The 14,065-nt window shown below is 69.0% G+C and carries 11 protein-coding genes; 5 read left to right on the top strand and 6 right to left on the bottom strand.

The window, feature by feature from the left end; genetic code table 11:
• Positions 1-63: 63 nt before the first annotated feature.
• The 6 genes from sigM to B9D87_RS19335 all read right to left on the bottom strand — a co-directional run bounded on the left by sigM (position 64) and on the right by B9D87_RS19335 (position 8,142).
• Positions 64-651 carry an RNA polymerase sigma factor SigM gene (sigM, locus tag B9D87_RS19310; protein WP_007769737.1) on the bottom strand — a complete coding sequence of 196 codons (588 nt, stop codon included), beginning with the start codon at positions 649-651 and terminating at the stop codon, positions 64-66.
• 78 nt (positions 652-729) lie between these two features.
• Positions 730-4,305, bottom strand: coding sequence for a murein biosynthesis integral membrane protein MurJ (locus B9D87_RS19315; protein ID WP_040629635.1), 3,576 nt, complete (start codon positions 4,303-4,305; stop codon positions 730-732).
• A gap of 62 nt (positions 4,306-4,367) precedes the next feature.
• On the bottom strand, positions 4,368-6,767 hold the full coding sequence (locus tag B9D87_RS19320) for a hypothetical protein (protein WP_007769733.1): 2,400 nt from the start codon (positions 6,765-6,767) through the stop codon (positions 4,368-4,370).
• Positions 6,764-7,498 carry an NUDIX hydrolase gene (locus B9D87_RS19325; protein WP_007769732.1) on the bottom strand — a complete coding sequence of 245 codons (735 nt, stop codon included), beginning with the start codon at positions 7,496-7,498 and terminating at the stop codon, positions 6,764-6,766. The genes B9D87_RS19320 and B9D87_RS19325 overlap by 4 nt, the downstream gene beginning before the upstream one ends.
• An 83-nt stretch (positions 7,499-7,581) precedes the next feature.
• A complete protein-coding gene (locus B9D87_RS19330; protein WP_040629633.1) occupies positions 7,582-7,809 on the bottom strand; it encodes a hypothetical protein in 228 nt (75 codons plus the stop codon).
• A 90-nt stretch (positions 7,810-7,899) separates the two neighbouring features.
• Entirely contained in the window at positions 7,900-8,142 is a 243-nt protein-coding gene (locus tag B9D87_RS19335; RefSeq protein ID WP_040629631.1) for a hypothetical protein, read from the bottom strand.
• Between the two features lie 215 nt (positions 8,143-8,357).
• On the opposite strand from B9D87_RS19335, the gene B9D87_RS19340 reads away from it, so the two are divergent.
• The 5 genes from B9D87_RS19340 (at position 8,358) to B9D87_RS19360 (ending at position 13,328) form a co-directional block, all read left to right on the top strand.
• Positions 8,358-9,800, top strand: coding sequence for a CCA tRNA nucleotidyltransferase (locus B9D87_RS19340; protein ID WP_007769727.1), 1,443 nt, complete (start codon positions 8,358-8,360; stop codon positions 9,798-9,800).
• Between the two features lie 24 nt (positions 9,801-9,824).
• Entirely contained in the window at positions 9,825-10,334 is a 510-nt protein-coding gene (locus B9D87_RS19345; RefSeq protein WP_007769725.1) for a hypothetical protein, read from the top strand.
• Between the two features lie 25 nt (positions 10,335-10,359).
• On the top strand, positions 10,360-12,327 hold the full coding sequence (locus B9D87_RS19350; protein ID WP_007769723.1) for a putative alpha/beta hydrolase: 1,968 nt from the start codon (positions 10,360-10,362) through the stop codon (positions 12,325-12,327).
• A 92-nt stretch (positions 12,328-12,419) separates the two neighbouring features.
• Positions 12,420-12,749: a DUF2563 family protein gene (locus B9D87_RS19355; RefSeq protein ID WP_007769720.1), complete on the top strand. Its 330-nt coding sequence runs from the start codon at positions 12,420-12,422 to the stop codon at positions 12,747-12,749.
• 3 nt (positions 12,750-12,752) lie between these two features.
• Entirely contained in the window at positions 12,753-13,328 is a 576-nt protein-coding gene (locus B9D87_RS19360) for a hypothetical protein (RefSeq protein ID WP_080598497.1), read from the top strand.
• Positions 13,329-14,065: the final 737 nt, after the last annotated feature.

The following is a 14,065-nucleotide window of genomic DNA, read 5'->3' on the forward strand; positions in this document are numbered from 1 at the left end:
GTGTCCGTCATGCACGCACCGATAGCCACGCGCGGCCGGCCCGGGCGGATGCCCGTGGAAAGGTCAGGCCTGGCCGGCGGCGGCGTCGGGCACGGCGTGGGCGCCGGCGTTGAGGTAGCCGAGCAGTTCGGCGAGCCGCACCCGGGCGCGAGCGCAGCGGCTCTTGACCGTGCCTTCGGCGACGCCCAGCAGGCGGGCGGTGTCGGCCACCGAATAACCCTGCATGTCGACGGCCACCACCGCGGCCCGCTGCTCGATCGGCAGCCGCATCAGCGCGCGCTGCACCGCCATCGTGGTCTCGACCTGAGCCGTGCGATCGGCCACCGGGTAGATGTCTTCGAGCGGCACGGTCGGGTGCGCCTTGGTGCGGCGCAGCCGGTCCAGGCAGGCGTTGACGACGATGCGATGCAGCCAGCTGCCGACGGCGGCGTCATGCCGGAACGCGCCGGCGCCGCGGTGCGCGGAGAGCATGGCGTCCTGCAGAGCGTCTTCGGCGTCCTCGCGGGTCCGGGTGGTCAGCCGGGCGAGCCGGTGCAGGTGCCGCTGGTGGCGCAGGAACAGCTCGCTGAAGGCATACCGGTCGCCGGCCACGTGGGCTGCCAGCAGCTCGGCGTCGCTGCGCTCCTGCTTGGCGTTTCTCCCGAAGCCCACGGCCGGACATTAACCAATTGCGTATGGCGCGGCACTTCACTCGCAACGGCTTGTGTGAGTGGCGGAATGGGCCGCGGATCAGGAAGCGGCCTGGACCGTGATCTCCGAAAAGCCGGCCTGGCTCTTGCCATTGGTGGAACCCAGCGTCGAGATCCACACCAGCAGATTCGACGTCGGCGCGCCGGCCTTGACCGGGATAACGTTGTGGCCGGGTTTGAGCGTGAAGGCCGGCGCCAGCACCGTCGTGTCGTTGAGGCTGGACGGCGACGGCGAGGAGGCCGCGCGGATCTCGACCTTGGTTCCGCTGCTGGGGGTGTCGATGCTGACCTGGCCGACCACGGTGGGGCTGGGCAGCTGCAAGATCAGCCCCTCACCCTGCTTGAAGCTGGGGAAGGGGACGGCGTCGGTGTAGACCTCCGTCGCCCACGCCGTCGTGGGATCGCCGTCGATCGCCTGCCCGGCCGTGCTTGCGTTGTCGGGGTCGCCGTCGGGGGAGAAGACGGTCGCCTTGGTGGGCTTGACGACGCTGCCCGCCGCGGCGGATGGAGCGCTTGACGACACCGACGCGGACGACGACGAGGGACCGTTCAATCCGAGCTCGTCCTTGTTCAGGCCGCCGCCGACGTTGCCGAAGATCTTGCTCACGATCGAGGCGAGCACCAGCAGGGCGACCACGATGACGGCAAGGCCGGCTCCGACGCCGATGAGCACGTTGCGCCGCCGGCGGGCGAAGGTCGCCTGCTCCTGGCCGGGGGAGATCAGCGCGGTGGACGGCGAGGGCGAGTCATCGATCGGGCCGAGGACCTCGGTGCGGTCGGCGACCGCGGTGGCCTGCTGCAGCAGGTTCAAAAGCGTTGAGGCGCTGCGTATCCCACCGTCTTCCTGGACCGCACGGACGGCGACCGCGGAGATCTGGAAGGGGATGTCGCGGTCCAGGGACATGGGTTCGACGGGGTTGCCCGACGAGTCACGCTCGGCCGCCGCAAGGCCGCTGCGCACCCCGCTCTCCACGATGGGCCACCGGTTGACCAGCAAGGCATAGAGCGCGGCGCCGATGCCGCGGATGTCGTCCTGGGGGTTGGCTTCGGGCATGGTCGCCGGGTAGGCCAGCACCACATCGCCCTCGATGCTGACTCGCACCCGGCTGGGGTGGTCGATCGACAGGGCGACGCCGGCGCGGTGGGCCGCGTCGGCGGCGGCGGCCAGCGACTGCATGGCGCGCACCGCCCCCACCGGCGAGGGCGCGGTGTCGGCCACCTCCTGCAGCGAGCCGCCGCGGATCCACTCGGAGACGACGAGGCCGCCGGAGCCGGTGTGCACCACGTCGAGCACGCGGGCGATGCCGGGCTTGTCGATGCGGCTGAGCCGCAGGGTCCGCGACAAGATCTCCTGCAGGACCTCGTCGGGCAGGGCACCGTCCGGGTCGACGAAGGTCAGCGCCACCTGCCGGTCCAGCGCGGTGTCCAGCGCCTGCCAGAACTGCAGCGGCGGGGCGCCGCCGTGGAACACCAGCAGGCGGTAGCGACCGCCGGCGATGCGGGCGCCGGGGACCAGGTGCACGTCGTCTCCGCCGGAATCCGCGGGACGTTCGCGCGGCGCCTCGAACGCGGTGGGTGCGCGCCGGGCCCCGCCGGGGATGTCGCCGTTGGCCTTGTCGGACGGGCGTGGGGCGGGCCGCTTGGGCTCGTCGGCCGGAATGTCGGGCTGGAAGTCGTCGGCGACCGGCCGCGGCAGCTTGGCGCCTGAACCTGCACCAGGCCCAGCGCTGGGGGCTGCGCTTTCCATCGGGCGGTCGGTCACCTCCGGTCCTTTCACTAGCCGGGATTGGTTTGCCCGCTCCGGAGGCCTGCGCCGGATCGGCTCCTGGACCGCATTTACCCCAGGCGGGGACGAATTCCTCTGCTCAGGGTACGTGACCGGGCGCCGGTGAGACGATCGATCCTTGGCACTCGGTTTGCGCGGACGCGGTCCACGACCCGTGACGCGGTAGCGGAGGGCATCGAGCGCGGCCCGCGCCTCGGGCACGTTTGCGCGCAGCATGACGGCCGCCGTGATCGGCAGCATGATCAGCCCCAGCACCGCCAGGCGAAGCAGGGAACCGGCGCCCCCGTGCTCGGTCAGCGCGTCCAGCCCGAGCAGCCGGTCGATCACGTGGGCGATCAACCCCGCCAGCATCGATGCGGTGAGTGTCACCAGGATGGTGCGGACTTCGCCGACGGCGATCAGGTGGCCACCGGCCGGCAGCAGGGCGCGTCGCAGCAGGACGTAGCCGATGACGGCGCCGGCCAGGAAGCCGATGCCGTTGGCCAACCCCAGGAAACCGGCGACGAGCTTGGGGTCGTCGGTGAGGTGCGGCGCCAGCACCGAACCCAGGATCTTGACGGCGGTGATGACCAGGATGATGACGATCGGCGTCCACGGCTGTTCGCGCGCGTAGAACACCCGCAGCTGCAGCAGCACCAGGCCGTAGGGGATCAGCGTGAACGCCGACAGGGTGATCGCGGCGCCCAGGTATCCGGCGTCGACGTTTCCGAAATGGCCGTAGGCGAACAGGGCGCTGCCCATCGCGGGACCGCCGACGGTCATGAACGCCACGATCGGTATCAGCGTGATCAACGTCAGCCGGGTCGCCAGTGACAGGTCGCCGAGCACGGCCTTGGTGTCGTCGGCGGCGGCGTTGCGGCTCAGCCGCGGCATCACCACGGTCAGCACCGTCACGCCGATCATGCCGAACGGCAGCATCAGCACCAGCCAGGTGTAGTTGTAGATCGCGGGGCCCGACGCCGCCGCGGTGCTGGCGATCTGGTTGCCGACCACCAGGCCGAGCTGGCTGATCAGCACGTAGAGCACCATCGCGGCGGCCATGGTGCCGAAGCGCTTGAGCCGCTGGTCGATTCCCCACAGGGGTCGCAGGTCGACGCGCTGGCGCCGCAGCGCCACCAGCAGCAACCCGGTTTGGGCGAACACGCCCAGCGTGGTGCCCACGGCGAGCACCAGCAGTTTGGCGTTGCCCATTCGGACGGGATCGACCGACAGCTCGCCGGGGACCAGCGCGTAGACGGCGAGGGTCACCAGCGCGACGACGTTGTTGAGGACCGGCGCCCACGCCGTGGGCCCGAAGACGTTGCGGGTGTTCAGGATCGCCATGAACACCGACGTCAGGCCGTAGGCGAGGACCTGGGGGAGCAGCAGGTAGGCGAACGCGACGGTCAGGGGCTCGTTGACCTGCGGGTTGCGGCCCAGCATCAGCCGCACCAGCAGCGGGGCGGCCACCACCGACAGCACGGTGGCGAACACCAGCAGCGCCGTCGTCAACGTGACCAGGCGCCGCACGAACGCCGCGCCGCCATCCGGGTCGCTCTGCTCGGCGCGCGCCAACACGGGCACGAAGATCGCGGTGAACGTCGCCTCCAGCACCAGGGCCGCCACCAGGTTGGGCAGCTGGTTGGCCACCGAGAACGCGCTGGACAGCGCGGCGCCCAGGATCGCGGCCAGCAGCACCACCCGCGCGAAGCCGGTGAGCCGGCTGATCAAGGTGGCGAAGGCCATTCCCCACGACCGCGACACCAGCGCCGCGTCGGACAGCTCGGGGCGCCGACGGTCGATCTCGGCGGCGACGGGCGGCAGCGGACCGGTCGGCGGCGAGGCCGGCATCCGGGAATGCCGCGGCGGTTCGGGCAGGCGGTGGTGAGGCTGGGCCTGCCGATAGGCGGGGGTCATACGCGGTGCTCTTGTTCGACCGGCTGGTCGGCCGCGCCGGCTTCGGTGGCGTGCCGAGCGTCGGGTGGGTCGGGACGGTCCAGGTCGGCGCGGTCGGGCTGGCCGCGGAAGCGGTGCCACAGCCGGCGGCCGGCGAGCAGCACCAGGACCGCCGCGGCCGACAGCGTGATCGCGAACAGGACCTTGCCGTAGGCGTTCGAATGCACCGACAGCCGCACCGGCTCGCCCAGCCGGAGACCATCCGCGGTCCGCAGGGTGACATCGACGGCGACGCGTTGGGTGAAGTTCACCTCGATCGGAATCCGCAGCGGCAGGTACCCCGGCGGCAGTTCGATCTGGCCGACGTCGGTGACGTTCATCCCCGGCGGCGCGTCGACATGCAGCCGCACCCGGATCGGGACCGCCAGCCCGTTGTGCAGGGCCAGCGGCAACGGGCTGTGCTCGGTGGCCAGGGTGTAGGAGCCGCCCGGGTTGACGATCGTCACCGCGCCGAACAGGTCGTTGACCGTTTTGCCGACCACCGCCAGGCGCTGCTGGGCCAGCCCGCTGCGGGTGTCCGGCGGTTCGGACTGGCTCAGCGCGCGCAGCATGTCCTCGCGCAGCGGCGCGGTGTACTGGACGCCGGTCAGCCCGGTGCGATCGTCGGTCATCAGCGATGACGTCAAGCCCCACAGCCGGCCGACCTGCCCGGCGATGCCGGCGGTGATGTCGTCGCTGAACTGTCCCCGCGCCGACGTGTAGCTGCCGACCTCCTGCGGCGGCTCGGGGTGGGCTTGGGCGGCCTGGGTGGCCTCCGCGATCACCGCCGGCAGCGGGCGCGGCACCGCCAGACCTGACCGGATGGTGGTGGTCAGCGCGGTCAGGATGACCTGGGCGTCGTCGGCCTGCAGGTTCCATGTCGTCGGCGGGACCAGGATCTGGGTGCGCGGGTCGTCGCGGCGCAGCGCGTGCCAGAAGATCGAGCCGAGGGCGTCCTGGCGGCGCGCGGTCACCGAATCGTGGCCGAGCCGCACCGTCAGGGACGAGTCCAGGTACGTCGGGGCCTCGGGGGCGGTTCCCGCCCCGGCCAGGGCGGCGCCGACGGCGGGGTCGAACGGCGCGACCAAGACCTGCGGGGACAACCGCCGGGGTGCAGTGTCGACGGCGGTCTCGGAGGAGCCCTGCGCCTCGGCGCCCGGCAGGTCTGCGGCGGCGATCGCGACGGTGTTCTCGTTGGCGCTGAGCAGTTTGACCGCGCGGCTGGTCAGCGGGCCGTCGGGTACCAGCGTGGCCCCGCGGATCGAGGAGACGTCCAGGATCTTGTCGATGATGCCGTTGGCGCTGGTGGTGGCGATGGCGCTCAGGCCGGGATCGTTGACACGCTGCACGGCATCCAAATCGGCCTGTGCGTAGGGGAGGGGGGCCACGCAGGTCCGGTGCGCGAGGGCGCGCAGGCGGTTGAGCCATTCGGTCGCGGGGGCCTGCCCGGCGCCGGGGTGGGTGGGGGTGCCGGGCAGCTGCCCCGGGCCGTCGGGGGAGTCGGACACCACATAACCGGCGGTCATCGCGTTGACGGTGACCAGCAGATCCGGATCGATCGCCAGGCACAGCGCGCGGCCGACCGCGCCGTCGGGGTCGACGTCGTGACTGGTGGCGACCTCGGCCGAGGCCAGCAGGATGTCGAGCCGGCCGCCGCTGGCCAACGAGGTGGCCAGCTCGTCGTCGACGAGCCGCACCGGGATGGTTCCCCCCGGCACGCCGGGGGCCAGCCGGGGCCGGTCGGCCAGCGGCCACAGCATGGTCATCAACACCGGTTTAGAGGTGTCGGGCGCGACGGCGGAGCCGAGGTCGTCGGCGCGGTCGGGCGGCACTCCGACCACGGGCAGCAGGAAACGCGCGTTGTCCAGCCGGGCGGGCGCGCCGTAGTCGGGCGTGCCGTTCACGTTGACTAGGACGGGATAGATGCCGGGCTTCTCCACGCCCAGCGACGGCTTGGTCAACGCGCGCAGCGGCGCCGACAGGGTGAAACCGACCTCCTGGCCGCGCTGCAGTTCGGGCGCGACCGTGAGGAAATCCGCGGCGGCCTGATACCCGTCGGTGTCGCCGTCCAGGGTGGTGCGCAATCCCGCGGAGGCGGTGACCGCGCCGGCGTGTTCGAGCCGGACCATGACGTCGCGGACCGGACGGTCGCCGATGTTGGTCACCATGCCGCTGACGGTCACGACGGGCGGGCTGGTCGTGGTGACCACGTCCGGGGTGACTTGATCGATGCGGACCCGGACGAAGGGGGTCACCCCGGGCTCGCCCGCGGCCGCGCGCGGCAGCACCGGCCCGGTGAGTACCGCGAGCCCGGCCACAATGGCGAGCACGGCGGCAAGACGCACCAAGCCGGCTCGACGCAGACGCGGAGCTATCACGGCCCCGGTCCGTGGCCGTTCTTCCGGCCCGCGGCCGGTTTGTCAGAATGCCGCGTTCGAGAATGCGTCTGCGGGCGGCGCCGGGGCGAGCTGGGCGGCAGCGGCGGAAGGGCGGCCGGACCGTCGCTCTGCAACTTGTCGATCAGCTCGTCGGCCACGCGGGCCAGGCGGCGCTCGTCGGCGTAGGCCAGCCGCGACGGTAGTTCGCCCATCGGCACCCAGGCCACCTCGGCGACTTCGAGATCCTCGTCGCACAGCTCGCCGCCGGAGAACCGCATTAGATAGTGATGCACGGTTTTGTGCACCCGACGGCCGTCGGTGACGAACCAATAGTCGATGCGGCCCAGCGCGGCCAGCACGCTGCCCCGGATGCCGGTCTCTTCCGCCACTTCTCTGATTGCGGTCTGCTCGGCGGTCTCGCCGAGTTCGATGTGCCCTTTTGGCAGCGACCACAGCATCCGGCCCCGTCGGTCGATGCGTCCGATCAGCGCGGCGACCTGAGACTCGCGCGGACCGTCGAGACCGTCGATGACCAGTCCACCGGCCGAGGTCTCGTGGACGGTGCGAAGTTGATCCGGTCCGCGGCGCGACGCCCGGGATCGGCGCGACCTGGTGGCCGTCGAGTCACCGGCCGCTTGACCGGCGGTTTGGTTCTCGGACGAAGTCGGGGTGCGACGGCCGCGGCGACGCCCCCGGCGCCGACGTGGTTTGCCTTGTTCGCCGTCCGACACCCAAGCGATAGTAGCTGGCACGGCATATTCTCCCCGAGATACTCGCCGCGGGTGAGTGCGCGATGGCGCGACCGATACGTCCGTCAGAGCGGACCGATTGCACCGGCGATGATAAAAGCGGGAATGAAGATCAGCAGCGAGAGCGGACCGGACAGGCTGCCAATCATCATTCCGCGGCCGAGCTGGCCCCACCTGCCGGGCGCCCGTGCGATCACGGCGCCGATCCCGATGTAAACCAGTGTTATCGGAAGAACAACCAATACGAAGGGCCACATCGGCAGAACAAACAGCCAGGTAGCGAGGTCAATCACGAAGACATGGGCCATTGCTACTGCGAAAGTCAGGGGGCCATAGGGGCTGCTCGGTGTGCGGATCAAGGGTGTGTCTGTCATCGACGGCCTTCAGCGCAGGACCAAGTCCGCAAAAATGGTTCCGCCCACTAATAAGGCAGCTGAACAGCTCAGCGTGCTGAGGCCCAGACCTCGATTGCGCGCCGAGGCCGACCTCAGCAGTGCGGCGCCGACCAGCAGCGACGCCAAAGTGGTGATGACAGTGGCGGTCAGCATCCATGCGCGCTCACCGGCGTATGCGCTATGAGTGTCGAACGGCCACTTGCCCAGCAGCCACATGACGACGAGCAACACTCCCAATATCGGTTGGACGACAAGCGGCGCCGACCACGTCGCCGTGCGCCAGGCGTGTGTGTCGAGGGCCTTCGCGCGCATGGTCCGTTTCCTGTAAGTAGCGACCGATTCTCGCGTGAGACTACTGACGCTTCGCGCCGGGTCAATTCACCTTCCCTGACGTGCGAGGCTCCTCACAGGGGCTTTTCGTGCACGGCCGACTAGGCTGATCGAACGTGCCAGACGCCGCCCAGGATGCCGACCTGCTGACCGCCGCCGCGGTCGCCCTGAATCGGCATGCGCCCATGCTCGCCGAGCTCGGCTCCGCATTTGGCGCCGCGGGCCACGAGCTCTACCTGGTGGGCGGCTCGGTGCGGGATGCGTTGTTGGGCAGGTTGAGTCCCGACCTGGATTTCACCACCGACGCCCGCCCGGAGCAGGTGCAACAAATCCTGCGGCGCTGGGCCGACAACCTGTGGGACACCGGGATCGAATTCGGCACCGTCGGCGTCGGCAAGGGCGACCATCGCTTGGAGATCACCACCTTTCGCGCCGACACCTATGACCAGGTGTCCCGGAATCCCGAGGTGCGCTTCGGCGATCGCCTCGACGACGATCTGGTACGACGCGACTTCACGGCCAACGCGATGGCCGTGCGCATCACGCCCGCGGGCCCGGGCGAATTCCTCGATCCCCTAGGCGGTTTGGCGGCGCTGCGCGCGCGGATGCTGGACACTCCGGCCGCGCCGGAGGTGTCCTTCGGCGACGACCCGTTGCGGATGCTGCGCGCGGCGCGGTTCGTCTCGCAGCTCGGCTTCACCGTCGCGCCGCGGGTGCGCGAGGCGATCGAACACATGGCCCCGCAGCTGTCGCGGATCAGCGCCGAACGGGTGGCCACCGAGCTAGACAAGCTGGTGCTCGGCGACGACCCGACGGCCGGCATCGATCTGCTGGTGCAGACCGGCATGGGCGAGGTGGTGCTGCCCGAGGTCGGCGGCATGCAGATGGCCATCGACGAACACCACCAACACAAGGACGTCTACCAACACTCGCTGACCGTGCTGCGCCAGGCGATCGCGCTGGAGGATGACGGCCCGGACCTGGTGCTGCGCTGGGCCGCGCTGCTGCACGACATCGGCAAGCCCGCCACGCGGCGCCACGAGGCCAACGGCGGCGTGAGCTTTCACCACCACGAGGTCGTCGGCGCGAAGATGGTCCGAAAGCGGTTGCGGGCGTTGAAGTATTCCAAGCAGATGATCGACGACGTCTCGCAGCTGGTGTATCTGCATCTGCGATTTCACGGTTATGGCGACGGCAAGTGGACCGACTCGGCGGTGCGCCGCTACGTCACCGACGCCGGCCCGCTGCTGCCCCGGCTGCACAAGCTGGTGCGCGCCGACTGCACCACCCGCAACAAGCGCCGAGCCGCGCGGTTGCAGGCCAGCTATGACCGGCTCGAGGCGCGCATCGCCGAACTGGCCGCCCAGGAAGATCTCGCGCGGGTCCGGCCCGACTTGGACGGCAACCGGATCATGGAGTTGCTCGGTATCCCGCCCGGCCCGCAAGTCGGCGAGGCATGGCGGTTTTTGAAGGAGCTCCGGTTGGACCGCGGGCCGCTGGACGACGAGGAGGCGACCGCGGAGTTGTTGGCGTGGTGGCAGTCTCGGGGGAACGGCTAGCGACGGCCGCGCGTCCGAATACGCATGGATTACTGTTTGGCCGGCGATAGCGGCGCGGCCGCTTTGTGGCACGGACAACCCGACCTCGACCTGGACCACGACGGCCGCTTCGAATCGATCGGGCTGGATTTCGACCACGACGGACTGCGCGACGACGCCCTCGCGGATCTCGATGGCGACGGCCTCGTCGACCATGCGCTGCTGGACCTCGACAACGACGGAACCCCCGAGGCGTACTTCACCGACGACGGATCCGGGACGTGGGCGGTGGCCATGGACCGGGGCGGCCAGCTGCGGTGGTTCGGCCTTGACGGTGTCGAGCACACCGGCGGCCCCATGGTGGACTTCGACGGGCACGGGCGCGCCGACGCGCGCCTGGTCGACACCGATGGCAACGGGCTCGCCGACCGGGTGCTGCGCTCCGACGAAACCGGCGTGACCGGTTACGTCGACACCGATGGCGACGGCAAATGGAACGTCCGGCTGACCGATTCGGACGGCGACGGTCTCGCCGACGGCGCGAGCCCTTTGTGAGGCGATGCTGACGTAGCGACGGCGAATGTTACTGCGCTACTTGAGCGTTCCCTTCCTGGTTGCCGAGGCCGGCTGTGATCCGTGGTCGATCGACGCCACCCTGCAAGCCGGTCGCCCCGGGCAGATCTCGACCCTTGCGCAGGCTTTCCGTGACGCCGGGGCGAGCACCGCTGAGGCCGATCTCGCGTTCGAGGCGGCTCGCCGCCGGTTCGCGGCGTCGTGGGATCACCGCGACGGTGAGCATCCGATCAACGACGCCGACGAGGTGCGGCGCGTGGTGAGGTCGCTGGGTCTGCAGGCCGCGCAATTGCCCAGGATCGCAGTCGATTTGGAGAACATCGCGGCCGGGCTCGCCGAGGCCCAGCGAACGTCCGCGTGGTACCTGGCCGCGTTGGAGTACGACCTCGAGGACATTGACGACGAGATTTGCGAGGCCCGCGCCGGCGACGATGCTTGCGGAGTAGATGATCTGCGCGGGGAGGCCGTGGCCGAAGTGCGGGCAATCGCGCTGGCGCTGCGGCAGATTCGCGATCGGTATGCGACGGCACTCGACGCCGCTCTCGGCGTGCTCCGAGCGGATGGCGCCAACCCGATGGAGCTGCAGGCGGTGGACGAGTTACCGGTACCGCCGACGGACGGTGACCCACAGCAGGCCAGGCGATGGTGGGACTCGTTGAGTTCCGGACAGAAACAGTTGCTCATCGACCGGCATCCCAATCGGCTGGGCAACCTCAATGGCGTGCCCGCCGACGTGCGTGATTCGGTGAACCAGGCCGCAATGGAACACGATCTGCGCAGGGTCGAAGATGCCGTCCGTCAGCGCGGGGTTGCGCCGGGCGCGCTTCGTGACAACGCGCTCAACAACCGAGACACCGAGGTGTTCAGCAACCCCGGCGCATACGGGCTGTGCGCCACCGACATCACCCGGTACCAGAACGCGGTGAAGACCAATGACTTCCTCGAGCGCGACCAAGGATCCGGCGGCCTCTCCGTCATGCTGTGGGCCTATGACCCGCTGGCATTCAATGGCAAGGGCAGGGCGGCCATCGCGATCGGCAACCCGGACAGATCCCGAAACACGGCCGTCCTCGTCCCAGGCACCAACAGCAGCGTGCGGGGAGGGTGGATGTCCGATGGCACGGACGACGCGCTCAACCTCTACCGGCAGGCCGCCAGAGCCGATTCCCAGCAATCCACCGCGGTGTTGGCCTGGATGGGTTATGACGCACCCGAATTCGAGACACGTTGGCAGCAGGCCGTCACCGACCCGTCGAATCTGGAACAGGTCGGCACCCCATGGCGGGCGCGGCAGGCGGGGGCGCTGCTGGCCGCCGATGTCAACGGCCTGAGCGCCACGCACGACGGTGAGTCCCCAGCGCATATCACGGTCCTCGGGCACTCCTACGGCTCGACGACCGTGGCGGACTCGTTTGCGAACAGCGGCATGCGCGCCAACGATGCTGTACTAACGGGTTGCCCGGGAACGGATTTGGCGCGCAGCGCCGCGGATTTCCACCTGGCGGGCGGCAGGCTGTATGTCGGAGCCGCGTCGACCGATGCGATCAGCTGGATCGGCGAGTCGGGCAGCGGCCTGCCCAACGGGCTCAACGCGATGCTGGGCGGACCGGTGGGACCGGTGGCCGGGTTGGGCAGCGACCCGGCCCATGCGGGTTTCGGGGCGGTGCGGTTTCGTGCCGAGGTCGCCGGCTCACACAGCGTCATGCCGTGGTTCACCGACCACTCGCATTACTACGACGTGGGCAGCGAAGCGCTGCACAACATGACCGAGATCGTCACCGGGCATGGCGACCGTCTGGTCGGTGAGGGCATGCTGGCGCCGGAGCGAGCCGCGGCGCGGATCGCCGTTCCCCTCCAGGTGCACACCCCCTGGGGGACGGTGTCGCTGCCGCACCTTGGGATCCAGATCCCGGTCGCCGTCGATCCGGAATGGGATCGGCCGGCGCGATCGGTCACCAACGGGCATGGCTTCTAGGCGTGGGAAGGCCGGGTCGGCGATGGTGAATTGACCGCTTGTGAATCGGCATTTAGCCTGATCAAAGGTGGTATGACCCGGAAGGACTGCCGATGTTCGTCGATACGGATCTTTTGCATTCGGGAGGCAATCAGTCACACCGCGCCGGTGGGCACGCCCAAGACGGCGCGGACCAATTGGCAGGCGGAACCGTGGCCTCGGGGATGTTCGGTGACTTCGCCGCGGCCGACGCCTTTCACAGCGCGGTCGCGGCCGCGCACGGCCAGCACGTGAAAACCCTGCAGGGCCACAGCGAGACGCTCACCGGCGTGGGCACCAAGGCGCACACCGCAGCCAACGGGTTCACCAACATGGATAAGAACAACGCCACCGAAATGCAGGCGCTGCGACCGAGTTCCGGTCCTTCAACGCAGAACGTCTAAGAGATGCCCGTGACCGACGACCCGCCTTCGCATCCGGGTGCGGGGGCGCATGTCGGTCCGCCGGTAGGGCAGTGGGAATCGGGTTATCCCACGCCGCAGGCGTCGGGGTCGCGGACGTGGCCGCTGGTTGCTTTGGGTGCGATGGTTCTCGCTTTGGTCGCGACGGTTGTGGCCGTTGTCGCGTTGGTTTTTGCGACGTCGCGGTCGCCGGGTTCGAGTTCGGCGCCGACGTCGACCGCCCCTACCTATAGCGCAGCCGAAGTGTCTGCTGCGCACCAGAAGTTGTGTGATGCTTACAAGCTCGCGGCGCGTGCGGTGCAGATTGAGACGAATGGAACGAATCAGGCTTTCGCAGGAATAGCCACAGTCAACGGTGCGGTCATGCTCGAAAATGCGGTGAACACGAATCGGGGCCTTGCCCCAAATGAGCGGGCTGCCGCGCTCGCCCTTGCTGAGGCCTACAGCAATGTCGCGGCCACTTCGAGCTTGGCCGCTGGACAAGACCCGGCGTGGCAGTCTGCTCTGACGGACGCCAACGCAAAGGATGGTGCGATGAAAAAGGTATGCGGCATCGGGTGACGTTCCATCAGCAGGGCGGCGGTGATTGCTCACCGCTCGGTTAGCTGCTCAACTATTGCAGCGAAGTATGCGAGAGATGGCCGGGTAAGCGTTTCCAACTATTAGGAGGACGCATGGTGAGGGACTTGCCTCCAGCTCCGGGGGAGGGGCCGACTACTGGCCCGCCGCCAGGCTCAACCCACTGGGCACCAGTTCTCCCCACGCAACCACCGCCGCGCCCACGGGCATGGCCAGCGATTGCCTTGTCCGTGATCGCCGTCCTGTTGGGCACCGCTGCTTTGGTTGTCTCGTTGACCCGGCCTGCCAGCAGTCGGTCATCGGTCTCATCAACCACTTCAACGCCGCCGTCTTATAAAGCCGAGCAGTCCGCAGCCGCGCACTGTGTTCAGCGTTCAGGCTTGCTTCAGACTCGGTGAAGACAGATTCCTCGGGGGATCGAGCCCTTGGACGTATTGCGCTTACTAATGGTGCTGCGCTATTGGACTCCGCCGTCACCCCTGCACTCCCGAGTGCCCAAGCAGGTGAGGCTCGGGCGCTCGCCAACGCCTACCGGACGGCTGCGGCCGTAGCTTCCACGGCTGCGGCCGACGACCCGCGGTGGCAGGCTTCGGTGAACGACGTCAACGCGAAGAGCGATGCGTTGCTCGCTACGTGTCATAGCTAGTTCCAGCAAGCAGAATTCAACCGCAGCGGCTGAATTCTGCTTGAGCAGCCGAATACTGTCTTCGAGTCTTCGC

Source organism: Mycobacterium colombiense CECT 3035, from assembly GCF_002105755.1.
In the GTDB taxonomy this organism is placed as follows: Bacteria; Actinomycetota; Actinomycetes; order Mycobacteriales; family Mycobacteriaceae; genus Mycobacterium; species Mycobacterium colombiense.